The following is a 25,103-nucleotide window of genomic DNA, read 5'->3' on the forward strand; positions in this document are numbered from 1 at the left end:
TCAAACTCACCCGCGAGCAGCGGCAGTGCGATCGGTATCACGAAGCCACCGCTTCTTTCTGGCGGGATGGCTCGAGCGATCCGCGTTCGGCTCGCCACCATTTCACAAGATCGGCAAGTCCCTGTTCGAGCGGCACACTCGAGCGGAAGCCGAGCAGGCGCTCCGCCTTTCCTGTCGAAGCCAGGCGGCGCGGCACCGGATTGACCGATCGCTCCGGCGCGAATTCCGGCGACAAGCCACGATGGCCCATCACCGAAGCGAGGGTCGTAGCAAGCTGCAACAGGCTGGTCTCGGTCCCGCTCGCGACATTGAAAACCTGATCGGTGAGCTTTGCCTTCGCCCCCATAATGTTGGCGCGAGCAACATCGCGAACGTGGACGAAATCCATGGTCTGCTGACCATCGCCGAAGATAATCGGGGGCAGGCCCGCTTCTAGCCGCTCCATCCAGCGGATCAGCACCTCCGTATAGCGGCCATGGATGTCCATGCGATCGCCATAGACATTGAAATAGCGGAAGGCGACATAGTCGAGCCCGTGCATGTCGTTGAAGGTGCGCAGCAGGCCTTCGTTGAAGGCCTTAGCCGCCCCATAAAGGGTACGGTTGTCGTAAGGATTCTGCCGCTCCGTCGTGGGAAACTCCTCCGCCATGCCGTACACCGATGCGGAGGACGCCGCGATAACCTTCTGGACATTGTGCTTGACGCACAGTTCGAGCAGATCGAACGTCGCGTCGACCATGACTTCCATGGCCAAGCGCGGCTCGGCGGCGCAATGGGTGATGCGGAGTGCGGCCTGATGAAAGACGATGTCGGCCGCCTGCACCAGCGCTGCCATGAGCTTGCCGTCGCGGATGTCTCCGTGGACGAGTCGCACAGGACCGCGCGAGACGGCGTGCCGAAGATTTTCGGGCCGTCCTCTCACCATGTTATCAAGCGCAACGATTTCGAGGCACCCTTCGTCGCACAGCAGGTCAATGATGTGCGAGCCGATAAAACCGGCCCCACCCGTAACCAGAATCCGCTTACCCTTCAGATCAGCCAAGATGCTCTCCTGTTGTTGGAGCTCGGAAAGCAGATGTGCATGACATGCTGCTTTGACCGGGATGCCTTAGGCAGCCTCGGCAAGTACCGCCTTCTGCAGCCGAGCCACGACTTCTGCCACCTGGTCCGGCCGCAGTTCCGCATAGATCGGTAACGAGAGGAATTCGCTCGCCAGCCGTTCAGTGACGGGATAATCGCCTGCGCGGCAGCCAAGAGTCGCGTAGGCCTTCTGCAGGTGAACCGGAACGGGATAGTGAATGCCAACACCAATTCCGCCTTCCTGCAGCACCTTCAGCGCCTCGTCACGCCGGGGAAGCCTTACCGCGTAGACGTGGTAGACATGCCGGCTGTGGGTCGGCGCTCGCGGTCGTTCGAACGGAAGCTTCTCGAGCATGGAATCATACTGCGCAGCCACTGTCCGGCGCCTGTCGGTCCAGGATTCGAGGTGGTCCATTTTGACGTTCAGCACGGCGCCCTGAATGCCGTCCATGCGGAAATTGTAGCCGGCGACAACGTGATTGTATTTGGATTCCTGGCCCCAATCACGGAGCAGCGAAATCCGTCGTGCGAGGTCCGGGCTGTTGGTAACCACCGCTCCGCCCTCCCCGTATGCTCCGAGATTCTTACCGGGATAGAAGCTGAAGCAGCCGAGATCGCCGATGGATCCGGCGCGCCGGCCCCTGTATTCCGCACCATGAGCCTGCGCCGCGTCCTCGATGACGAAGAGCCCGTGGCGGCGAGCGATCTCCATGATCGGATCCATGTCCGCCATCAGTCCGTGCAAGTGCACAGGCAGTATCGCCTTCGTTCGCGGCGTGATCGCGGCTTCTATCAAGGCCGGGTCCATTGTCCAGGAGATCGGGTCGACGTCGACGAACACCGGCTTGGCGCCGCAGTACAGGATCGCTGCGGTCGTGGCGACGAACGTCATCGACACGGTGATCACCTCATCGCCCGGCCCAATGTCGGCCGCGAGCAGCGCAAGATGCAACGCCGAGGTTCCACTATTGACCGCGCGGCAGTGATCAACGTTGCAATAAGCCGCAAAGCGATCCTCAAAGGCGGCAACGTCCGGCCCCAGAACAAATTGAGTGCTGTCGATGACCCGCGCAACCGCGGCATCGATCTGTGGCTTGATCTGGCGATACTGAGCCTTCAGGTCCAGAAAAGGTATCAAGCGGCTATCCTCTCCGGGTCGCCCGGACCCATTAAATATATTAAATGATTATTCCAGATAAAATTAAATCATATAAATCGCGCAATGAAAATAGCCGCGCGAAGAAATTTGAGCTGAATCTAATCCTTGATTAACGGTCTGCGGCTTCCGCGGCGACGTGGCGCGGTTCACGAACCTGCGCCGGTACGCCGGCAACAATCGCCTGCGGTGGAACGTCCCTTGTCACCACCGCGCCGGCGCCCACGATGGCCCCAGCGCCGATCGTGACACCGCAAAGAATGGTGGCGTTGGATCCAATGGATACCCCGCGGCCGATATGGGTTCGTTCCACCTTCCAGTCCGCAGGTCCCTGCAGCTTGCCGTCCGCAGTGGTTGCCCTCGGGTATTTGTCGTTGGTGAACATCACGCCATGCCCGATGAAAACCTCGTCCTCGATGGTCACGCCTTCACAGATGAAGCTGTGTGAAGATATCTTGCAGCGCGCCCCGATTTTCGCGCCGATCTGGATTTCGACGAAAGTTCCTATCCTAGTGTCGTCTCCGACCGAGCAGCCATAGAGATTAACGAGATCCGGATGGAATATTCGGACGTCGCGACCGAGTTGAACATCCTTCGCGATAGGCATCTGCTATCTCCAAGCTCTCAACAACCTTGCAACAGTCTCATAGACGCCGCAGCCTGAGCCACGGCGCAATCACAACCACCCCACCTGCCGCTCGATGAAGGTGATGCAGGAGCGGATGTCCGGTGAGCATCAGCCCGAGCCCCCAACAGAGGGCGGCGACACCGCACGCAGCGATTAGGCCAACGAAGGACGGTACGATCCTCGCTTCGATGAGCGCCGCGCAGACCATCACACCTGAAGCGGACATAGCCGTCACAACGGCGCTCTTCAGCAAAGCACGAGAAAGGTGTTTTGGCTCAAGGGCTAGCCGTCGACCGATGAAATACAAAGCCACAGCAGCCTGGAACGGCAAGGTCAACAATGCTGAAGCTGCCACGGCCTCGGCCCCAAAGAAAGCTGCGCACAGAATGACGAGAAGCGAGGGCGGTAGGGAGATCAAGGACGACGTGAGCGCGTCGCGCACGCTGCCGGTAGCCACCAATGTCGGATAGCTCAAACAGGCGGCGAACAGCGCCAAATTCGCGACGCAGAGAAAGCGAACCAGAGGCACGATTTCCAACCAGTTCTGGCCGAGCAGGATCAGAATGATCGGATGCGCCATGATCGCGATGAAGAGCAGAAAGGGCCACTGTACAACCGAAAGCAGCTCAATCGCCTCAAGGTAGGCACTCCTCAGACCCGCCGCATCTCTGCTCCTCGAGACAAGGGCGGGCATGATGATGGGGTTCAAGACCTGCACGACGAGCCTGTCGAAAACCTGAGTTATGCCCGTGGCACGGCTGTACAAGCCGACAGAGGTAAAGTCGAGAATCTTCGCCAGAAACAGCTGAGGCGACAGGTTATACAACACGTTTATGATGCTTATGCCGCTCGAATACAGGCCGAAACCGACGACGTCACGAAAATCCGCAACCGATGGCCGAAACACGCCGAAATCGCGATGCTGCCTCAGCAACATGATGGTCAAGACCACGTTGCCCGCTACGCCGCCCCAGACCGGCGCCATAAAACCGAAGCTCAACATTGCAAGCGCGATGGATACCGTGGCCCCCACGACGGCGGATGCAAGGTTGCAAATGGCGAGCTTCCCAAACTCCATGTCACGGCGAAACAGGCCGATAATCGTTCCAGAGAATGGTGCAAGCAGGAAGCTCAGCGCCGAGACCGCGATCCCTTTCCGCAAACTTTCCTGCTCGAATAGCTGTGACAGAACGCCTGAAAGTGCGAGCAGCGCCAGCCCGGTGAATGCCGAAATTCCAAACGTGACCGTAAAAGCGGTCTGCACGCTGGCGCGCGACAACTCGCGCTTCTGAATCAGGTAGTTGGCACCTCCGAACTCCTGGAAGGACGCGACAACGACTGCCGTCACAGCATTGACGACCGCATAAATCCCGAACTCCGCGGGCGTCAGCAGACGTGCCAGCACGGCAGTCGTGACCAGGAACACAACAAGATTGCCGTACCGTTCGATCGCGGAAAAGAAGATCGAACGTTTTACGGAGCGCCGCGAACCCGGCGCGGTGCCTGACGGCCCAGGCTGATCGAGGTCCTTCATGTATCAGGCCGTGGCTCTGACCGGCGTTACAGAGGTTCGCCTCCCGGTCAGCGAAACGGGCCGGCCCTGGTCGGCAATCGAGCGTGATGCTGCCTCGAGAATTTCGATCACACGCAGGCCCGACATGCCGCCGGAGATCGGGGGCAATCCAGTACGCACGCAATCGATAAAATGCTCGATCTCGGTCTGCAGCGCCTCCTTCGCGGAGATGTGAGGCGCCCACATGTCGCCAGCCCGATATCCAATCCGGAATTGATGGGCGTCTTCGGACGGCTCGTCGAGGGTGATGCCCTTGTCATAGACCTTGATCTTCTCGGTCGGCTCAAGATCGTCATAGACGATCATCTTCTTGCTCCCGCCTAGGAAGGTCTGACGGACTTTGATGGGCGAGAGCCAGTTGACGCTCACATGAGCCACGCACTTGCTATCGAAGAACAGCGTGATATGCGCCATGTTCTCCGGCGTGCCGGCCACATGGCAAGATCCCGTCGCCGAGACGGCCACGGGGTCCTCGTTCAAGATATACTGAATGATTGAGACATCATGGACCGCAAGGTCCCATATGACGTTCACATCGCTCTGGAATAGGCCAAGGCTCGAGCGCGTGCTGTCGTAATAATAGATCTCGCCGAGCTCTTCCTTAAGCACCAGTTCGCGGATTTTCCGAACCGCCGGCGTATAGAGGAAGGTGTGGTCGACCATCAGCGTTAGCCTTCGCCGATCGGCCTCGTCGATAAGTCGGCGTACAAGATCCGCGCTTGGCGCCAGTGGCTTCTCCACCAGAACGTGCTTGCCGGCCTTCAGAGCTGCAAGCGCCAACTCGTAATGCGTTCGCACCGGTGTGGCGATCGCGATCGCATCGATGCTCGGATCCTTGAGCAAGTCCTCGTAGCGGTCAGTGGTGGCCACGCCCGGGTAGAGGCGCGTGCTCGCCGCAAGCTTGCCCGGATCGAGGTCGGCGATCGCAACGAGGCGAGCGGAAGGGTTGTTGACGAAGTTGCGTACAAGATTCGGCCCCCAATAGCCGTATCCAACGACGCCCATACCAACGCGGATATCTTGCATGAAAATGTCCTCAATTTCTTGGATATGAGATCAGTGACCGTGCTCCCGCAGCCAGCACCGCTGTAAACCTCTCGGCGCGTAGTCCACCAAGCTCGACGTCCATGACCGCTCGTTCGCGGTCACGGGCACCACCGGCAGGCGACTGGCATTGGATTCCAACTTCATGAAATGCCCGATATGCAATTTGTGTCTGCAACTAGTATTCGCGGATACTTTCATCCAGGCCGCGAAGTAATGGATAGAGGAAATAGGACATCACGCTGCGCCGCCCGACTTTCATCTCGGCGGTCACCGCCATGCCGGCGATGAATTGAGCGCGCTCCGCCGGCAGCCGAAGGTGCGTATCGGACAAGTCGACCAATACGCGGTAATAGGGAGCGGTCGGACGGTGCGCACCTTCGGCTTTCGGATCCGGCGGGAACGAGTCCTGGCTGATGACGGCTACCTCGCCTTTGGCTGTCCCATATTTCTGGAACGGAAAGGCATCAAACTTGATCCGGACAGGCTGGCCGACCGAAACCTGGCCGACGTCCTTGCCCTCGACATTGACCTCGGCCCGCAGCGGCACATCGCGGGGAACAAGTACGAACATCGGCTCGGCCTCACGGGCGACCGAACCGACAGTTCGGTTGGCAATATCGAGCACGATTGCATCGGCCGGCGCCTTCAACACGATCAAGTGCCGGCGAAGCTCAGCCTTCTTCAGATCTTCCGCCGCGCTATCCCGCTTCGCCAGCGTCTCCACGAGGTCCTGATAAGCCGTCTTGCGAAAATCCTCGGCGTAGACCTTCTGGTCCGCCTCGGCTTTGTCGAGACGATGCGTATAATCGGCGATATTGCCGCGGACGCGGGCCAGATTGCTTTCGACATCGAGGCGAGCATCGCGCGACAGCAGCAAGTTCAGCTTCGAGCCGACTTCCTTGTCCATCAGCGTCGCGCGCATGACCTCGATCGATTTCATCGTTTCGAGCCGCTGAAGCAGCACTGTCTCTTCGTTCTCCGCAGTCTTCAGATTGGCGCGTGCGGACGCGATTTGCGCTTGATAGTTCTCCACCTGCGCATCGTAGGCCGCCTTGCGTTGCAGAAACATCTTGCGCTGCAGGACCTGGTCGGCGTTGGCGGATTCGCCGACCACATACTCCTCACGATTCAACTCAGCCTTGAGACGGTCAATTGCGGCATTGAACACACCGACCTTGCTGCTCAACTGGTCGAGATCCGCCTGCGAGAATGTCGGATCGAGCGTCGCCAGCAGGTCGCCGCGATTGACCCGGTCGCCGGGCTTGACATGTATCTCGCGGATGACAGAGGTCTCGAGCGGCTGGACGACGAGATTGGGGCGCGTGGTGACCAGCTTGCCCTGCGCCGTCACGATCATGTCAACCTGCGACCCCGCGGCCCAGCCGATCGCGGTGAGTATCAGAGCCAGGACGCAATAGAGCGTCACGCGGGCGATCCGCGGCGGCGCCCGATGCTCGACCTCGATCGCGTCGGATTGGAATTCCGTCACTACCTGCGGCCGGCGCCTGGTGGGCCGGAATAGCCCGCGCCGCCGCCGTTCGGTCGTCCGCACCGGAGCGTTTGCATCGCTGCCGGATTTCTCAGGCTTGGTCATGCGATCTGCTTCGTCTGCTGGTTCCAGAGATGTCGGTAAATCATGCACTCCGAAAGCAACCGGTCGTGATGATCGACGTCGACGATCCGGCCGCGGTCGATCACGAGAATCTGGTTCGCGTCTGCGAGCATCGACAGCCGGTGCGAGACGATGATGACGGTACGCCCCTCAGCGATACGGCGCAGGTTGCGCCGGATGATCATCTCGCTTTCGGAATCGAGCGCGCTCGTTGCCTCGTCCAGAATCAGGATGCGCGGGTTGACGATCAGCGCCCTCGCGATCGCGAGACGCTGCTTCTGTCCGCCCGACAGGTTCGAGGCATCCTCCTCCAGCATGGTGTCGAAGCCTCGCGGGAGCCGTTCGATGAATTCATCGGCTCCTGCGAGCTGGGCCGCGCGGACGACCTCTGCAAAGGTCGCGTCGCGCTTCACGCAGGCGATATTGTCGCGAACCGTGCCGCGAAACAGGAAATTATCCTGCAAGACCAATCCGAGATTTTGGCGCAGATGGGCGAGATCGAGCTCCCTCGAATCGTATCCGTCGACGCGCAGCAGGCCCTGCTGCACCGGATACATCCCGGAAATGAGCCGCGTTAGCGTGGTCTTGCCGGAGCCGCTTCGGCCGACGATCCCGAATATCGATCCCGGGGCGATGGAGAACGAGACATCATCCAGCGCCGGCGCGCCTTCCGAGCCGTAGCGGAACGAGACATTCTCGAACTCGATCTTGCCGGCGAAGTCGGGCCGCAGCCCCTCGCGATTACCATCGCGTTCGGGCTTCTGGTTCATCACCTCGCCCAGCATCTTCACCGCCAGCGCGACTTCCTGATATTCATGAACCATGGTCACCAACTGGACCAGCGGTCCCGACACGCGCCCCGCCAGCATATTGAAGGCGACCAGCGCGCCGATGGTCATCTCGCCGCTGAAGACGTCGAGCGCTCCAAAGGAGATGATTCCGAGCGTCATCATCTTCTCAAGAAATCCGGTGGTCGACTGGGCGGCGGCAGAAATCTTCTCGACGCCGAATCGCATCGTCACCGACTGTGCGCAGCGATCGTCCCAGACCCTGCCCTGCAGCGGCTCCATCGCCAGCGACTTCACCGTGCGCATGCCGTGCACGGTCTCGACCAGCAGAGCCTGACGTGCACCTTCCGCCTGGTAGAGATTATAGAGACGGCGCCGGAACGGTCCCATCAGCAGCGCAACGACCATGCCGCTCGCGGCAGTGAAGGCCAGCACCATGCATGTCAGTTTGACGCTGTAGAACGCCAGCACCGGGAGGAAGACGAACAGCGACAGCGCGTCGAGCGTGGTCAGGAACAGACGGCCGGTCAGGAACTCGCGAATTCGCGCCGCCTGCTGCATGTGCTTCACCAGGACGCCGGCCGAAATGTGCTCAAAGAACGTCACGGGCAGGCCAAGGAGGTGACCGAACGTCTTGGTCGCCACCCGGATATCGACCTTGTTCGTCGCATAGAGCAAAAGATAGCGTCGCAGAAAGCCGAATATCGCGTCGAACGCCAGCGCGGCAGTCGCACCGGCTGCCAGCACATAGAGCGTAGTGAAGCTCTCGTGCACAAGGACCTTGTCGATGACGAGCTGGAAGAAGATCGGTGTCGCGAGCCCCAGCGCATAGAGCATGATGGCGGCGATCGCGACGTCGACAAACAGGCGCCACTGACGGGCCAGTTCGGGGATGAACCAGCGCAGCCCAAACGCCGGCCGATGGTCCGAAGCAAGCCGCTCGCGCTTGATCAGGATGGCCTCGCCACCCCATCGGGTGCAGAACGTATCCCTGTCGACGATCAGAGGCTCGTCCCGGCGCTCGGCGAGCGGATCGAACACGCTAACCGCTTCCGCACCATCGGCTCCCTGCCCTGCCCCGAGAACGACGATCCAGTTGCCGTTCGAAAGTCGGAGCAGAGCCGGATAAGCCTCTCCCAACCGAAACAGCGCCCCCCAGTCAAGCTGCGTGCGCGTTGCGCGCATGCCCGCTTCCTTCGCCATGCGCAGCAGTCGAGTTGCCGAGACGGGAACCCCGTCGATGGCGTAGCTGTGCTTGAGCCGCTCAACCGGCAGATCGACGCCGTGATAGGCGGCGACCTTTGCGAGACATTCAAGTTCTGTCCGCAAGGCCGGACGCAAGGTCTCGTCGGCGCTCACAGGCGACGCTTCCGCGCCCGTGAGGTCGGCTTCAACGGAAATTGCTTGAGACATTGGGGGACCGTGGGCTGTTGGGCGGTTCGCGATCCGTCGAAGTGGTCGGGGCCTGGCCGGCCTGTCCTTTCGGCGGATTGCGCCGCACCGCGCCGGCGTCGACCAACCCCTGCAGCGCGTTCTGCATCACCTCGACTGAGTTCGCGAAGGACTCCACGGAAAAGATCAGCCTTTGCCGGAACACCTTCTTCGGCGCATTGTTGGCGTCGCGTTCGGTCGGCGAAAGGCTGACCAGATCGACACGGACGATCGATCCGCCAATGGTGATCTCTTCCACCCCGTCAGTATAGAGCTCGTCGTGCATCAAAGCCTCCAATGCTGCCAACTTCAGCCCCGCGTCGACCTGCAGCCAGGGGATCGACGCTGACGGTAGTCACGGACCTGGAGCGGCCGAGCGAGAACCGGGCTGTTGTTGCTTCGATATCCGTCCGGCATCCGCGGAAATGGCGGGAAGCCGAAAAGCTGGGCATCGGAGTCCTCAAACAAGCCGCATGGTTCCCCGTCTCAGCATCTCCAACACCCGAAATGACCAACCGGATACTCCGGCAATAAATAAAGATCGCAGCAAATTAAATGTCAATCGATTATGTCGCTATCACACGACATATATATTATCTCGGACGTTACCGATCGCTGAATCTAGATTCGGGGAACCGCCACGCAGCTTCCGCTCAACCCATTCACGAACAAGCCTGTTTCCTGGCTGAATGAAGATTTTACTACAGAGTAAGCCTTAATTCGCTTATGGCGGCCACGGACGAACCTCCCGCTCTCCGCGATTTTGCGGAGATGCTTGCGGAGATTACTCAAACGTCCCACACATTAAATAGCCGCGAAAAATACCCGCGAACGGCCACATTCAGCATCCGCAAATTAACCATCTTACATTTAATTTGAACAAACCACATTTTCCGGTATATTTATTAAGTGCAGGGCAGCGCGGCGCCCGGCATTCGACGGGCCATGCCAAAACTTACGCTGGCGGCGGCACGGCGGAATTCACAGGTGGCGGAGGCGAACACCGAATGCTCCAGAGCAACATGCTGCAACCCGACAGGCTTCGCGCACCCGCCTACAACGATGTGGCCGAGAGCGGAGGGATCGGCGAACTCATTAATACCGCTCTTGCATTCCTGCGACGTCAGTACGTCGTGATCATTCTTGCAACCGTACTCGGCATGGCCGCGTGCCTGATCTATCTGCGGATCACGCCGCCGACCTATACCGCCCTGGTCCAGGTCATGCTCGAGAATAGTGCCAAGGCGCAATTCATCCGGCAACAATCGATCTTGGCTGAGCCGGCCTTCGATCGCAGTCTGTTCGAAACTCAGGTAGAGGTCCTCAAATCGAGAGGGCTGGCAGTCCAGATCATCACTCAGTTCAACCTTGCCGACGACCCCGATTTCAAGCCATCGCCGCGGTCATTGCCCTCTGTGTTTCAGCGAGTTCGTGCTGTATTTGGATTGTCTCCGCCGCAGGATCTGCAACCGCCTCCGCCGAGCGAGCCGCAGGATGGCCTCATCAGTGCGTTTCAGGGCCGCGTCTCAGTAAACCGGATCAGCTTCAGCGATCTGATCGAGATCGGCTACAGTTCGAGCGACCCAGTACGAGCGGCCGAGATCGCCAACGCGATCGCGAGCGTCTATCTTGCCGATCAGGAAAAAGCGAGGCAGGAGACAAATCGGCGGGCAAGGGAATGGATGCAGCAGAGGCTACAGGAGCTCGGAGAGCAGGCCCTCGTTGCTGAACGCGCGGTCAGTGCCTACAAGTCCAAGAACAACGTCATTTCCTCCGGGGGAAGGCCGATCGACGAGCAGCAGGTCTCGGACCTCAACGGCCGACTGGTCGCCGCGCGCGCGCAAACGTCCGAGGCGTTGGCGAAGTTGAACCGCTACGAGGCAATTCTGGAAGCCAACCCGGCGAACTCGCCATCGATCGGCAATTTGGATGCAGGGGGCGCGGATGCACTTAACAGCCCCATCATCACCAATCTTCGCCAGCAATATCTAGAGCTCGAACGGCGCGTCGCCGAGTGGGCGCCACGTTTTGGCCGCGACCACGCCGCGGTGGTAAACTTACGAAATCGGATGCGCGAGCTTCGCGGGTCGATCCTCGACGAGGTCAAGCGGTATGCGGAGACGAGTCGGAGCGAATTAGAGGTCGCCAAGCAGCGGCAGCAGGAGATTGAGAAGCGAATGGCGGAGGCTGTGGAGCAGTCGCGCACGACAAACCTGGCCGAGATCACAATACGCGAATTGGAAAGCAAGGCGAAAAGCTTGCGCAGCCTGCACGATACGTTCCTGCAGCGCTATGTGGGCTCGGCGCAGCAAGAAGGTTTTCCTATCGCGGAAGCGCGGGTGATGTATCCCGCGGTGCCGCCGCAGAGCAAGAGCAAACCGAAGGGATCAGTCATCATGATGATGGGTCTATTCGGCGGCCTTGGGCTGGGCTTGGGGCTCGGCCTGTTCAGGGAAATGATGGATCGCGTCTTCCGTACGTCCTCGCAGATCGAAACCACGCTGGGATTACCGTGCCTGTCGCTGGTGCCGGCATTGCGGGCCGAAAAGCGGTCGTCGACAGCAAAGGCAGCGTCATGGAACTCCGATCATGACATGCGGCAGCGAAAGATTTCCACTGGTTCGACATTTCACAGGACCATCATCGGCAAGCCATTATCTCGGTACGCCGAGTCGATCCGCGCCATCAAACTCGCTATAGACCTCAATCCCAGCAAAGCCTCCAATCAGGTGATTGGCATCACCTCGGCCTTGCCCAATGAGGGTAAGACAACGGTCGCAGCCTCGCTCGCCCAGCTCATCGCCCATAGCGGCAAGAGCGTCATCGTCGTCGATTGCGACCTCCGAAACCCATCGCTTTCCGCCAGCCTCGCCGCGAACGCCACTACAGGCATCGTAGACGTCGTCACCCAGGGGAAGCAGATCGAGGAGACGATCTGGCGCGATCCGAAAACCAATCTGGCATTCCTGCCCGCCATCAGCCGGACACCAGTGCTTCACACCAGCGAGATGTTGGCGGCGGATTCGATGCGCAAGCTGTTCGATCAGCTAAGATCGACGTATGACTACGTCATCGTCGATCTTCCGCCGCTGACCCCCCTGGTCGATGTGCGTTCGACGACAAGCTTCATCGACTGCTTCGTCCTGGTGGTGGAATGGGGACAGACGAAGGTCGACGTCGTCAAGCATGCGCTGCACACCGCCCCCAATATCCACGAGTGCCTCATCGGAGCGGTTCTCAACAAGACCGACATTAAGGCGATGTCTCGCTACGACACGCACCGCAGCGACTACTATCGCGACGATCATTATATCCGCTACGGGCTGACCGTCTCCAACTGAAGCGGATTCGATACCCTGTCGGGGATCGGGCGCCCCCGCCCCTCCCCGCCATGTTGCATATCGGCAACAAGCACCGGTTGCATTTCAGATTAACGCGATGATTCGCTGGCCTGAATCGCGTATTAATGTACCTTACCCCTACTGGGACGACTTGGGGATAATCACCATTATTGCGCTGCAAACATGTGGGAGGATCGTTGCTGGCCTCCTGGCGCTATCTTGTGCCGGGTGCATTATCACGCCTGGATCCGGCCCGCTGGCGACGGATGTCCGATCGGCGTCGGAAGGGCTTGAGCCTGCCACCCTCCCCTACGCCCTGGTCAAGCTGACGCCCGAGGTTGTCGAAGTCCTCGGCCGCTATACGCCAAGGCTGTCCTCGGCCTTTGCCGACAGGGCGCCGGCGAAGGCGTTCCGCTTCGGCGTGGGCGACACGGTGAGCATCACGATATTCGAATCCGCAGCCGGCGGCCTGTTTACATCGGACGCCGGCGTCCGCGCCGGCAACTTCGTTACGGTTCCAAACCAGGCGGTGGACGAGAAGGGATATATTGCCGTTCCGTACGCAGGCACGATCCGGGCGCTGGGCCGCACCCCATCGGAGATCCGTGACGAGGTCACGGACAAGCTCAAGGGCCGAGCCCTCGAGCCGCAGGTCGTCGTGGCTCTGGCCGAGCAGAACACGTCCTTGGTCAGCGTGCTTGGCGACGTGCGCAACGCCGGCCGCTTTCGTGCGAGTCCGTCCGCCGAGCGCATCATCGACACCATCGCGCGCGCCGGCGGACCTGCGACGCAAGGCTATGACATGTGGGTCTCGCTCGAGCGCAAGGGACACCGGGCTAGCGTCCCGTTCGGCGCATTGATGTACGAGCCTTCCAACAACATCTACGTGTTGCCGAACGACGTCATCTATCTCTACAGCCAACCGCAGACCTTCGTTGCGTTCGGTGCGTCCGGCCTGCAGGGGCAATTCAAGTTCGATGCGTGGCGCATCTCGCTAGCCGAGGCGGTAGGCAAGCAGGGCGGCATGAACGATGGATTGGCTGATCCGTCGTCGGTCTTCCTGTATCGGGGCGAGACGCGCGAGGTGGCCAAGGAAATGGGCGTCGATTGCAGGCCCTTTAAGGGTCCGATCATTCCTATAGTTTATCTGATCAATTTCCGCGATCCTTCGGGTTATTTCCTCGCTCAAACCTTTGAAATGCGGAACAAGGACGTCATCTACACGTCCAACTCTGCCACGGTCGAAACCACCAAGTTCCTGAATTTCGTGCGAACGGTCCTGGCCACGGCAAACGACCCGATCATCTACGCGACCAACGGCTACGCACTCAAGGCCGCCACCGCGGGCGGAACAAGCACGGTGATCACGACACCGACGCCAATTACTTCACCATCGGTCACAATTACACCAGCGATCACTCGGTGATTCGGCGGGCTTATGCCCGGCGACGCTGCCGGCACGGCATGATCTCCGGGAGGAGATCATGCGTCCATTACGCCGCTACCGCGCCGCTCCACGTGGGCAGCGAGAAGCGCTATCGCGTGCCGCCCAATGCACCCGGATGTGCGCCCGGCGGCTACAGGAGCCGCTCCAGCGACGCGCGGGCCCAGAACGAGCGTCGCATTTAATTCATTTAATTTTGCAATTAATCGTTGCTCTATTTAATAGTTTATTATACATTAAATAATGGTTAAGACGGGCCACCCTTGATCATTTCAGCAAGCCATGAATTTCATAAGCCGCAACATTGCAGCGGACGTCCACGGCGAGTTTGCCGCTCGTAGCTTCAGTCCACCGCTGAAGTCAGAACGAAAATGGCCGATCCGCTATCGCTCCATTGAGTTGTTCGCGACCTGCAGCGACGTCGCGATCATCCTGATCGCCGGCATTCTTTCCACACTGCTTTACCGGCTGTATGCCGGCGCGACTGCAGCCGATGTCAGCAAGGCCGTAGGCTCCGCAATCGTCGTCGCGGCGCTCTACGTTTCCCTGCTGAAGATGCGAGGCATGTACAGGCCACCTGAGTTGCTCGCATTTCGCCGTCAAGTCCACGCCGTTTGCCTCTCCTGGATATTCGTGTTCGTTCTGCTCAGCGGAGCGGTCGGCGCCTTCAACATTGGCGCAGAACTCTCCCGCGGCGCCGGCATCGCCTTTGCCGTCGTCGGCCTGGCGATGCTGATCGGACATCGGGGCGTCATGAGAGCCCTGCTCTCGAAGGGCCTCAACGACCGGAAATTTTCCGGCGGCAATGTGGTGTTGATCACGGACCAGGCGCGATCGCAGGACACCGGGTTGGCGGAGGCGCTCACGGCACTGGGATTTCGCTTGGCTGGACATTTCAGCCTGCCTCGGCCCGGCGCCAGTTCAAGCTACCGCAGGCGACTTAGCGGCCTTGTCGTCCGGCATGCACGCGGCTTCGACATTGAACAGATCATTGTGGAAGCAGATCCGAACCGATGGTGCGAGTTGCGCGAGTTCGTGGCCGAGCTAAGAGTGTTGCCGTTTCCGGTCGTCTTCGTTCCGGTCGGGGCTGCATCGGAGATGTTCGCGCGACCGACCCGGGATCTCGGAAGCGCCATAGGCGTCGAGGTGCAGCGCGGGCCTCTCACCCCAATTGAATGCGCCGCCAAGCGAAGCATTGATCTGATCGGCGCTGGGATTTGCCTGATCATGTTGGCGCCGCTGCTGGCGCTCGTTGCCGTCATCATCAAGCTGGACTCGTCAGGCCCCGTCCTTTTCAGGCAGCAACGCTGCGGCTTCAACAGCCGGAGCTTTGCGATCTACAAGTTTCGCACCATGCGTGTGCTGGAGAACGGACCCTCGATCACCCAAGCCGGGCCCGCCGACAGTCGCGTGACCCGGATTGGCAAGTGGCTGCGCAGGACGAGCATAGACGAGCTGCCGCAGCTCCTGAATGTCCTGGAAGGGAGCATGTCCCTGATCGGACCGCGACCGCATGCGATGGCGCACGACAGTCAATTCGACGAGGCGGTCCAGCACTACGCGTTCCGCCGGCGGGTCAAGCCCGGGCTCACCGGTTGGGCTCAGATCCATGGTTGCCGCGGCCCGACGCCCACGAGGACCCTGATCGAGCAACGGGTCGAATTCGACCTGTGGTACATCGACAACTGGAGTCTACGACTGGATCTCGCAATTCTGCTCCGGACCCCAATGGAAGTATTGCGCGCGCGCAACGCCTTTTGACCGTATTCGGTTCTGATCGCATCAGAACCGACGCTGTTGGCGCGTTTTTCCTTCACACCAGCAGGTATCCACGTCGCCCGGAAACGCTCCAGGGGTCGGATCGAAGCCGCCCTCGGCAATGGGGCACCAATGAACGAACGCAAGACGGTTAAGCCCGGATGGCATGGCTCGCATGCTGTCCAAGCTGTCGTCCGTCGACCAGATATCGAGGATTTGCGATCCTGGACTTCGTCGAGGATCAGGCGCGCTGCCGGCCCTTCGAACCGCTCTCGCTGATCCGAAACTCTTCGATTTTCTTTCCTGATTTCATCGCGGCGACAAGCCACCGAGGCAGCTTGCCACGGCCCGACCAGGTCTCGGAAGTCTTCGGATTACGGTATTTCGGCAGTACTCTCGGATACTTCCGCCGCGGCTTCCCGCCCTGGAGCGCGCGCGCATCGTCCGACTCACGCGCGCCACTCACACCCCTGCTAAGAACCGCCAGCCGCTTCTCAAGTTCGCGCTTTTCCGCTTCGATCCGGGCCGACAATATCGCGCTGATCTCTTCATGAAGTGACCAGAGATCATCTAAAGACATGGACTTTAGTTCGATTTCTTTCGCCGACATGGTCGTCCCGCAGTTCCGCCTTAATAATCGGCTGTCATATGGCCTCGTTCATTATTAATCAAGGGGAATACCAAAAAGTTCCCCGGCAAGTTCTGGATAAATCCGCCGTGCATACATTTATGTACCCACAGCCTATTCCAGAAGCTGCAACAGCCCAAGGGAACTCGCAATAAGATATGTTACCAAATTTGAAGAGGCTACACGGCGCAGGACTCGCGCAGGCCCCTGGCGCGGAATGCCGGCGCCTGGCGCAATCGCCTCCCATCCCTCTTACGCAGGCTCGGGATAACGCGCTTGCTTCTCCGCCGCATGAGCGGCCGTAGCCGGCAGCGAATTACCTCGATATCCCTCAGGGCGAGACGTCGAAGCTCGATCTGGGCCTGCAAGGCGCGAATGTCCCGCAGGGCGGCGGAGGGGACGACAAAGCGACTGACGGTCTCATGAAGATGGCAGAGGGGAAGCTCAATACGGTCCATTTCTCAAACCCTTACAATACCAACTTAAACCACATTTCCGCACAATTATTTATTTATTTAAACTCCGTAGATCGTCTGAAATTCCGCTATAGCTTGCCAATAAAAAACGAATTATCAAGCATTAAATAAATCATTGGATATAATATTTATGTCACATATAATGTCTTCCATTCACGTCGGCGCTCAGCGCTTTTTATCGCCTGAGCAGAGAGTGTGTTTTGTAGAGAAATTGCCTCCGCTCAGGCTCAAATTGGTCGCGAGAGCACGATGCGCAAATCCGATTTAGAGACTATGACTTTCGACGAGCTTTGGCTTCTCCACGAAGAGATCACGAAGATTTTGTCGGAGAGAATCACGGCCGAGAAGCTCGAGCTGGAGAAACGCCTGGCTCAACTTAATCCGCCCGAGCCGATGCAGGATAATGCAGGTTCCGAGCCGGGCGCCGAACGGCCGCGCCGCAGATATCCACGGGTGCCGCCGAAATACTGCAACCCGATGGAGCCAACCGAAACCTGGTCCGGTCGCGGCAAGCAACCCCGATGGCTCGTCGCCGCGCTGCAGTCCGGGCGCAAGCTGGAGGAGTTCAGGATCGAGAACAGCGAGAAGGCGACGGACGACAACGCTCACCGCTCCTGAGCGCGTCGTTCGCCGAGATATCTTAGCTGTGCAACTGAACAGGCGCCGCGCCGCGTGTATACTCGAGATGTCTGGCGAGACTGGTACGGATGCCCGAAATCTCACCCAGAAGAACGTCGCAGAGTTGAATTCGGGAGGCAATGACGGTTGGGTTGGCTCCCTCACCATTTAAAAGATGAAGCTGAATTTGCGCCTGCTTGATCGCGTTAAGGGAATCCCAAAGGACGCAATCACTCGACTTATAAATATTTCTCATTATTGACCCCCTCACCCAAACAAATGACCGGTGGTCGGCAATCGTCACTTTCGTTAGTCGGCGATCATCGATGATGGTTCATCCCGCCTGCGACAATTTTACGCATGAAAATTCATCGCATGTCTCGCAAACTTCCGCCCGGAAATTCGACGGCCGGACGAAAGACTAACTCGCGTCCGCTTTAAATAGTTTAAATCGAGCCACGAAACGAAGCAACTTAAATCGGGCGCGACGCGAAGCGTCCTTACCTCTTTTCTCAAATCGAACTAAACACTTCCCGCATATGCGAGCGAGATCTCTGTGTGGCTGGCTTGCAATAGTCGACTCTCGCTCGCGGATAAAAGTATAGCGCCGATGCTGCAGTGCGCTCCTGCCAGTCTATCCGGCGGCGCGACCATCCCGAGAACAGTGACTGGTTTCGTCGCCCGCTGAATGCACCCCGCGTGGAAGCGACGAATTCGCCGCGCGAGTGTTGCGGTGGGGGAACGCTCGGCTCATACGCGGGCGAGCCGGACGACGTATGACCGTTGGCCGGAAAGCCCCACAGACGGCAACGATGGGAAATGCGCCTCCGGACCCTATCGCAGGTCACCGCCTTCAAGCGCGTCAGGGGTACGTCTCGCTGGAAAGAACGCCTTGTCCAGGTCGGACTTGAGCGAATCACATTTGCTGGCAAGGCGTCGAAGGTTACCCAACGTGCCCCGGGGCGCATCGCAATGGCCACACCGGATCGGGGTCGAGGACGGAGCCCCCTCAGCAAGGTCAATCCGAATGCTCAGTGAGTTGCAATTGTCGCAAACTAGCTTGAACTCGGCATGACGATCCATCGACGGCTCCCGGTCTAAATCTCTCTGAAATCGGATCAGCAAAATTCAATAAGCAGAACTTGGCTGGGAAGCCGCGCGTTCGCGTTGTGCGTCCCCGAGGGCTCGAGGCCCAGACCGGGATTATTATATTATTTATTTTTCTTCGTCTAATTTATTATTAAGAATTTAATTATGGATCGGTCCGCATCCAAACATTCTCGATGATGCAGGACCCTCACGAATTTAATCCAGCGCAAAATAGGAGTGGATAACGCATATGTGTATTACACGCACACCGCTCAGGTTGAGGATATGTCGTTATACACGTTGATTTAATTGTGATTTTTTGCGGCAAATTTACCGCTCGACTAATGGGTAAAATAATATTAAATACCTTATTTAATTTCATAGCCGACCTATCGCGTTGGGGCTAGCGGGAAAGTGCCATGGTCGCGGCAACCACTGCAAAGACGAGCCTGCAGTCACGGCCGGGTGCCGTGTCGAGAAGCATGAGCTCTCGAGCCGCCACGCGCCCTGTCGCGGTCCCACGATCCCCATCGGCACGGCCGCGCGGTACCGCGATGGCGCTCGGTCCCCTGACATTGAAGCCGCCGCTCCGAGGCCTTTCCGATCTCGACGGCTGCCCCCTCGATCGGTTTTTTCAGGCTTATTCCCCCTCTTTCTCGAGGACACAGATATGACGAAGGCTTTTGAGGAAGCTTCTGGTTGGAGCCGTGTCGCTCTCGGATTGCAGAATTGGCAACGCGTCCTCCCGCGCGGGAAGAAACCGGAAACCGAAGCATCCATTGCGGGAGACGAAAACTGGTTCTTGTCTTTGGCAGCGCTGCGGTCGCCGGAAACGTCGGCGAACGCCCATGCGCTCATAGCGCCTCTGTCCCTTGGAGCGGCGAAGGCCGAACTCGCTGCGTCGGCGGCAACAAGCCCCACCTCTGTCTCCGCGACGGCTGAAGCCGCAACGTCAAATCCCGTCGTGATCCTCGGCGGCACCCCTTCGCCGGCCGTTGCCGCGGGTATCACCGGATCCATGCTCCCCACGACCCCCGCAGTGGCCACCCCGGCTAGTGCACCGCTTTGCTGCGGTTCGTGCGGCTACATCAATTGCCCAACCCAGGCGATGAGTCAGGGCAACACCAACGGGACGCAGTTGGCTGGTCAGATGGTGCATAGCGGGGGATCCGGAGCCGATTTCGTGCCGACCGACAAGGCCGGACTCATCGGCAGTTCCACAAGCGCCGCCATGTCGACGCAGGATGTGGCACCAGTGGCGAACTGGACGCAGCTCCCTGGCGGCGGAGAGACCGCCAGCGGCACCACAATGACCGGCCAGATCGGGATTCTGGGCGGCTCGGTCATAACCGCCACGCCGCAAGTCGCGCCGGCGGCATCACCCGGCCTCCGAGCGGCCGCCGCGACAACGACCACCACGGCTGCTGCCACAACGAACGCCACGGCTGCTGCGACATCAACCAACCCGATGGTCCTCGAAAATCAAAAGCAAGGAAATCCCGAAAGCGAGTGGGGCATCGACGGCGCGGGCGACTCGAACATCGAGGGCTTCGCCACGGACATCAGCGTCAATCACGGCACGACGGTCAGCTTCAAGATCAATACCAATTCGACGCACTACAGGATCGATATCTACCGCCTCGGATATTATGGAGGCATGGGTGCCCGAAAGGTCGGGACGATAGATCATACCGGCTTGCAGAATCAGCCCGCGCCCTTGCGGGACAATACGACGGGACTGGTCGACGCCGGCAACTGGTCCGTCTCGGCGAGTTGGGACGTTCCCGCGGATGCCGTGTCGGGCGTCTATATCGCAAAGCTCACGCGGCTGGATGGAACGTCTGGCGAGAATCAAATCCCCTTCATCGTGCGGGACGACAGCAGCCACAGCGATGTCGTATTCCAAACCTCTGACGAGACCTGGCAGGCTTACAATGGATGGGGCGGAGCCAATTTCTACGGCGGCAACGGGCCTGCGACGGGCCAAGGCGCCGGCCGCGCCTACGCGGTAAGCTACAATCGCCCGATCGACACACGGGGTGGCGTGGGGACGTTTGCCGGGCCGCAGGATTATCTGTTCGGCGCCGAATACGCAGGCATCTACTGGCTGGAGCAGAACGGTTACGATGTCTCCTACATGGCGGGAGTTGACGCCGATCGTTTCGGCAGTCTGCTGCTCAACCATAAAGCCTATGTCGATGCCGGCCACGACGAATACTGGTCAGGTCAGCAGCGTACCAATGTCGAGGCCGCGCGCGATGCCGGCGTCAACCTGATGTTCTGGAGCGGCAACGAAGTTTACTGGCGCACCCGCTGGGGCAACAGCATCAGCAGCGACGCGAGCGCTTATCGCACGTTGATTTCCTACAAGGAGACATGGGCGAACGCCTCGATCGATCCCACCGACCAATGGACAGGCACTTTCCGCGACCCGCGTTTCAGCCCGCCGGCGATCGGCGGCGGCAATCCGGAGAACTCGCTCACTGGACAGCTTTTCGACGTCGATGACGTCGGTACCAACCTGCAGTCGATCCAAATCCCGTACGACGACGCCAATTTGCGCTTCTGGCGCAACACCAGTATTGCCAATCTGCAGCCCGGTCAGACCGCGTCGCTGGTCCAGAACTATCTCGGCTATGAGTGGGACGACGCGGTTGACAACGGGTTTGATCCCGCGGGCCTGGTGCGGCTCTCCTCGACGACCCTGCCGGTGAGCAGCTATCTGCTCGATTACGGCAACACGACCGGCAATGGCATCTCGACGCACAGCCTCACGCTCTATCGTGCTGCGAGCGGCGCGTTGGTCTTCGGTGCCGGGACCGTCTTTTGGCCCTGGGCCTTGAGCGACAATCACGACCTGCAGTCGACGCCGACCGATTCGCGCGCGCAACAGGCGATGGTCAACACGCTCGCCGACATGGGCGTTCAGCCGGGCACGCTTCAATCGGGGCTCGTCGCTGCCACCGCCTCGACAGACCACACGCCGCCGACCTCCACGATCACCCCGCTCGGATCCGTTACTGCAGGAACCATTGTCACGATCTCCGGCACGGCCGCGGATCTCGGGGGCGGCGTGATCGCCAGCGTCGAAGTCTCGACTGACAATGGCGCGACCTGGCATCCGGCCACCGGCGACGAGAACTGGACCTATTCCTGGTCGCCGCAGGTCAGCGGCACCTACACCATCCTCTCGCGCGCGGTCGACGACAGCATCAATCTTGAAACGCCTTCGACCGGCCGCACCGTTACCGTCGCGGCACCGAATTACGTTTCGCTGTTCTCACCGTTAGCAACCCCTGCCGTCGTGAACACCACGGACGCGAGCGCCGTCGAACTCGGGGTGAGGTTTCAGACCTCGGTCGCTGGCACCGCATCCGGCGTGCGGTTCTACAAGAGCAGCCAGGACACAGGCACCCACACCGGCGAGATCTGGTCAAGCACCGGCGTCAAGCTTGCAACCGTCACCTTCACCAACGAGACGGCGAGCGGCTGGCAGAGTGCGACCTTCTCCACTCCGATCACGTTGACGCCTGGACAAATCTATACTGTCTCCTATCACACCCAGACCGGCCACTATTCCAACACGAACAACTTCTTCACCGCCGACGTGATCAACGGACCGCTGACCGCGCCCGCCAGCGGCAATGGCGTCTTTGCCTACGGCAGCACCAGCCTATTTCCGACGAGCACGTTCCAGGCGACGAACTTCTGGGTTGACGTCATGTTCAACCCCTCCTCGGGTAACACCAACGTGCCGCCGGTGGCGGCAAACGACGTCGGGCCGAACGTGACGCAAAACACGGCGGTTACGATTACCGCCGCGTCCCTGATCAGCAATGACAGCGATGCCAATGGTGATCCTCTGACCATCACCGCGGTGAGCGGAGCCAGCCACGGGACCGTCACGCTCAACGTGCAGAGCAATCCGCAAAACAACACCATCACCTTCACGCCCGACGCGGGCTATACCGGCAACGCGAGCTTCACCTACACGGTTTCGGACGGCCGCGGCGGCACGGCTACCGCCAATGTCAGCCTCACCGTGCTTGCACCAGGGCAAACGCCGGTGAGCCTGTTCAGCGCATCGAGCACACCGGCCGGCAGTTTCCATGACGGCTCGGCGCTTGAAGTCGGCGTGAAGTTCACCACCTCCGTGGCTGGTCAGATCACCGCGCTCAGATTCTACCGCAGTGCCACCGACACCGGTCCTGACGTTCTCGACCTCTGGAGTGCGACCGGCGTCAATCTGGCAACAGTCACCTTCACCAATACCACGGCCAGCGGCTGGCAGACGGTTGCACTGCCGACGCCCGTCACCCTCACCGCCAACACGACGTACGTCGCCTCCTATCACACCACCGGCGCCTATGTTGCGAACAACAACTTCTTCACAAGCGCCGTCACCAACGGGCCCCTGACGGCGATCGCCACCGGCAACGGCGTCTACTCCTATGGCGGCACCAACACCACCGGCATCTTCCCCACCAGTACCTGGAACGCCTCCAATTACTGGGCCGATGTCGTGTTCATTCCGTCCGGATCGGGTGGCGGGTCGAACACCGCACCGACGGCTGTCGCTGACGTCGCCGACGCCACTGAGAAAGGCGGCGTCGCCAACGGCTCAGGCGGCTCGCCCGCCACCGGCAACGTCCTTACCAACGACACCGACCCCGATAGCGGCGACACCAAGACCGTCACCGCGGTCAGCTTTGGTGCGACAGCGGGCACGCTCGGCACCGCGCTCGCCGGAGCGCACGGCAGCCTCGTGCTCAATGCCAACGGTACGTTCACCTATACCATCAACGAGAATGATTCCGCCGTGCAGGCGTTGCGGCTGTCAACGAACACGGTGACCGACAGCTTCAGCTACACCATGCGTGACACCGCCGGCCTCACCTCGGCCACCACGCTCACCATCACCATTCACGGCGCTGATGACGCACCGGTGCTCGCGACCCAGACCGCCAACCAGAACGCGACCGTCGGCTCGTCGTTCTCGCTGGTGCTGCCTGCCAACACCTTCACCGATGTCGACGCCGGCGACACCCTGACCTATGCGGCCACGTCCGCCGACGGCACCGCCCTGCCCACCTGGCTCTCGTTCAACGCATCCACACGCACATTCAGCGGCACACCGGCGGCCGCAAATGTCGGCACCGCCAGCATCAAGGTGACAGCTACCGACCTTGCGGGCGCCGCCACCAGCGAGACCTTCAATATCGCAGTGTCGGGCGGCCCATCGGACACCGCGCCGACGGCTGTCGCTGACGTCGCCAACGCGACCGAGAAAGGTGGCGTCGCCAACGGTTCAGGCGGCTCGCCTGCCACCGGCAACGTCCTCACCAACGATACCGATCCTGACACCGGCGACACCAAGACCGTCACCGCGGTCAGTTTTGGTGCGACAGCGGGCACGCTCGGCACCGCGCTCGCCGGCGCGCACGGCAGCCTCGTACTCAGCGCCAACGGTACGTTCACCTATACCATCAACGAGAATGATTCCGCCGTGCAGGCGTTGCGGCTGTCGACGAACACGGTGACCGACACCTTCAGCTACACCATGCGTGACACCGCCGGCCTCACCTCGACCACCACGCTCACCATCACCATTCACGGCGCTGATGACGCACCGGTGCTCGCGACCCAGACCGCCAACCAGAACGCGACCGTCGGCTCGTCGTTCTCGCTGGTGCTGCCCGCCAACACCTTCACTGACGTCGACGCCGGCGACACCCTGACCTATGCGGCCACGTCCGCCGATGGCACCGCCCTGCCCACCTGGCTCTCATTCAACGCGTCCACACGCAGCTTCAGCGGCACGCCGGCGGCCGCCAATGTCGGCACCGCCAGCATCAAGGTGACAGCTACCGATCTTGCGGGCGCTGCCACCAGCGAGACTTTCAATATCGCCGTGTCCACCACGCCCCCGCCTGCACCGGTCAGCCTGTTCAGCGCATCCAGCACGCCAGCGGGGAATTTCAATGACGGCCAGCAGGTTGAACTTGGGGTGAAGTTCACCTCTTCGGTCGCCGGCCAGATTACCGCGCTCAAATTCTACCGGAGCGCCAACGACACCGGCCCGGATGTCGTCGACCTCTGGAGCGCCACCGGCACCAGGCTGGCGACCGCCACCTTCACCAACACGACGGCGAGCGGCTGGCAGACGGTTCAGCTTCCGACGCCTGTCTCTATCAACGCCAACACGACTTACATCGCGTCCTATCACACCACCGGTGCGTATGTGGCGAACGGCGGCGGCTTCAGTTCTCCCGTCACCAGCGGGCCGCTGACGGCGCCCTCGAGTGCGAGCGCGGGCGGCAACGGCGTCTATGGCTATGGCGGCAACAGCACGACCGGGCTATTCCCGACCAATTCGTTCAACTCGGCCAATTACTGGGCGGACGTTGTGTTCCAACCACAACTGGTCGGCTAGC

General features: G+C 60.1%; 14 protein-coding genes. 5 read left to right on the plus strand and 9 right to left on the minus strand.

What is annotated here, in order from left to right; translation table 11 throughout:
- Window positions 1–37 precede the first annotated feature (37 nt).
- The 8 genes from AAFX91_RS01360 to AAFX91_RS01395 all read right to left on the minus strand — a co-directional run bounded on the left by AAFX91_RS01360 (window position 38) and on the right by AAFX91_RS01395 (window position 9,601).
- Window positions 38–1,033, minus strand: a complete 996-nt coding sequence (locus AAFX91_RS01360) for an NAD-dependent epimerase/dehydratase family protein (protein WP_282526422.1) — start codon at window positions 1,031–1,033, stop codon at window positions 38–40.
- A gap of 75 nt (window positions 1,034–1,108) precedes the next feature.
- The gene (locus AAFX91_RS01365; RefSeq protein ID WP_394565334.1) at window positions 1,109–2,218 is read right to left on the minus strand and encodes a DegT/DnrJ/EryC1/StrS family aminotransferase; all 1,110 of its coding nucleotides are present in this window, start codon (window positions 2,216–2,218) and stop codon (window positions 1,109–1,111) included.
- Between the two features lie 130 nt (window positions 2,219–2,348).
- Window positions 2,349–2,843, minus strand: a complete 495-nt coding sequence (locus AAFX91_RS01370; RefSeq protein ID WP_394565335.1) for an acyltransferase — start codon at window positions 2,841–2,843, stop codon at window positions 2,349–2,351.
- A gap of 37 nt (window positions 2,844–2,880) precedes the next feature.
- Complete coding sequence (locus AAFX91_RS01375) at window positions 2,881–4,398, minus strand: oligosaccharide flippase family protein (RefSeq protein ID WP_282526384.1); 1,518 nt, start codon at window positions 4,396–4,398, stop codon at window positions 2,881–2,883.
- Window positions 4,399–4,401: 3 nt separating this feature from the next.
- Window positions 4,402–5,463, minus strand: a complete 1,062-nt coding sequence (locus tag AAFX91_RS01380) for a Gfo/Idh/MocA family protein (protein WP_394565336.1) — start codon at window positions 5,461–5,463, stop codon at window positions 4,402–4,404.
- Window positions 5,464–5,659: 196 nt separating this feature from the next.
- The gene (locus tag AAFX91_RS01385) at window positions 5,660–7,078 is read right to left on the minus strand and encodes an HlyD family type I secretion periplasmic adaptor subunit (RefSeq protein ID WP_394565337.1); all 1,419 of its coding nucleotides are present in this window, start codon (window positions 7,076–7,078) and stop codon (window positions 5,660–5,662) included.
- The gene (locus AAFX91_RS01390; protein WP_394565338.1) at window positions 7,075–9,297 is read right to left on the minus strand and encodes a peptidase domain-containing ABC transporter; all 2,223 of its coding nucleotides are present in this window, start codon (window positions 9,295–9,297) and stop codon (window positions 7,075–7,077) included. Before AAFX91_RS01390 ends, AAFX91_RS01385 begins: the two co-directional genes overlap by 4 nt.
- Complete coding sequence (locus AAFX91_RS01395; RefSeq protein ID WP_130576743.1) at window positions 9,275–9,601, minus strand: hypothetical protein; 327 nt, start codon at window positions 9,599–9,601, stop codon at window positions 9,275–9,277. Before AAFX91_RS01395 ends, AAFX91_RS01390 begins: the two co-directional genes overlap by 23 nt.
- A gap of 721 nt (window positions 9,602–10,322) precedes the next feature.
- Between AAFX91_RS01395 and AAFX91_RS01400 the strand changes: the two genes are divergently transcribed.
- The 3 genes from AAFX91_RS01400 to AAFX91_RS01410 all read left to right on the plus strand — a co-directional run bounded on the left by AAFX91_RS01400 (window position 10,323) and on the right by AAFX91_RS01410 (window position 15,861).
- On the plus strand, window positions 10,323–12,656 hold the full coding sequence (locus tag AAFX91_RS01400; protein ID WP_130576777.1) for a polysaccharide biosynthesis tyrosine autokinase: 2,334 nt from the start codon (window positions 10,323–10,325) through the stop codon (window positions 12,654–12,656).
- Window positions 12,657–12,753: 97 nt separating this feature from the next.
- Window positions 12,754–14,082 carry a polysaccharide biosynthesis/export family protein gene (locus tag AAFX91_RS01405; RefSeq protein WP_130576745.1) on the plus strand — a complete coding sequence of 443 codons (1,329 nt, stop codon included), beginning with the start codon at window positions 12,754–12,756 and terminating at the stop codon, window positions 14,080–14,082.
- Between the two features lie 300 nt (window positions 14,083–14,382).
- Window positions 14,383–15,861, plus strand: a complete 1,479-nt coding sequence (locus AAFX91_RS01410; RefSeq protein ID WP_130576747.1) for an exopolysaccharide biosynthesis polyprenyl glycosylphosphotransferase — start codon at window positions 14,383–14,385, stop codon at window positions 15,859–15,861.
- Window positions 15,862–16,099: 238 nt separating this feature from the next.
- Here the strand turns inward: AAFX91_RS01410 and AAFX91_RS01415 are convergent, their stop codons facing one another.
- Window positions 16,100–16,468, minus strand: a complete 369-nt coding sequence (locus AAFX91_RS01415) for an H-NS family nucleoid-associated regulatory protein (RefSeq protein WP_130576749.1) — start codon at window positions 16,466–16,468, stop codon at window positions 16,100–16,102.
- Window positions 16,469–17,211: 743 nt separating this feature from the next.
- Here AAFX91_RS01415 and AAFX91_RS01420 point away from each other — a divergent pair.
- Window positions 17,212–17,580, plus strand: coding sequence for an H-NS family nucleoid-associated regulatory protein (locus tag AAFX91_RS01420; RefSeq protein WP_130576751.1), 369 nt, complete (start codon window positions 17,212–17,214; stop codon window positions 17,578–17,580).
- A 2,557-nt stretch (window positions 17,581–20,137) separates the two neighbouring features.
- Entirely contained in the window at window positions 20,138–25,102 is a 4,965-nt protein-coding gene (locus AAFX91_RS01425) for a DUF4082 domain-containing protein (RefSeq protein ID WP_394565358.1), read from the plus strand.
- Window position 25,103 lies beyond the last annotated feature (1 nt).

Source organism: Bradyrhizobium sp. 31Argb, from assembly GCF_043638955.1.
Lineage (GTDB): Bacteria > Pseudomonadota > Alphaproteobacteria > Rhizobiales > Xanthobacteraceae > Bradyrhizobium.

Bases quoted from the DNA above. Each gene is read 5' to 3' on its own strand.
- AAFX91_RS01370 (WP_394565335.1), bottom strand. From the start codon at position 2,843: ATGCCTATCGCGAAGGATGTTCAACTCGGTCGCGACGTCCGAATATTC.
- AAFX91_RS01375 (WP_282526384.1), bottom strand. From the start codon at position 4,398: ATGAAGGACCTCGATCAGCCTGGGCCGTCAGGCACCGCGCCGGGTTCG.
- AAFX91_RS01380 (WP_394565336.1), bottom strand. From the start codon at position 5,463: ATGCAAGATATCCGCGTTGGTATGGGCGTCGTTGGATACGGCTATTGG.
- AAFX91_RS01385 (WP_394565337.1), bottom strand. From the start codon at position 7,078: ATGACCAAGCCTGAGAAATCCGGCAGCGATGCAAACGCTCCGGTGCGG.
- AAFX91_RS01390 (WP_394565338.1), bottom strand. From the start codon at position 9,297: ATGTCTCAAGCAATTTCCGTTGAAGCCGACCTCACGGGCGCGGAAGCG.
- AAFX91_RS01395 (WP_130576743.1), bottom strand. From the start codon at position 9,601: ATGCACGACGAGCTCTATACTGACGGGGTGGAAGAGATCACCATTGGC.
- AAFX91_RS01400 (WP_130576777.1), top strand. From the start codon at position 10,323: ATGCTCCAGAGCAACATGCTGCAACCCGACAGGCTTCGCGCACCCGCC.
- AAFX91_RS01405 (WP_130576745.1), top strand. From the start codon at position 12,754: ATGATTCGCTGGCCTGAATCGCGTATTAATGTACCTTACCCCTACTGG.
- AAFX91_RS01410 (WP_130576747.1), top strand. From the start codon at position 14,383: ATGAATTTCATAAGCCGCAACATTGCAGCGGACGTCCACGGCGAGTTT.
- AAFX91_RS01415 (WP_130576749.1), bottom strand. From the start codon at position 16,468: ATGTCGGCGAAAGAAATCGAACTAAAGTCCATGTCTTTAGATGATCTC.
- AAFX91_RS01420 (WP_130576751.1), top strand. From the start codon at position 17,212: ATGCGCAAATCCGATTTAGAGACTATGACTTTCGACGAGCTTTGGCTT.
- AAFX91_RS01425 (WP_394565358.1), top strand. From the start codon at position 20,138: ATGGTCCTCGAAAATCAAAAGCAAGGAAATCCCGAAAGCGAGTGGGGC.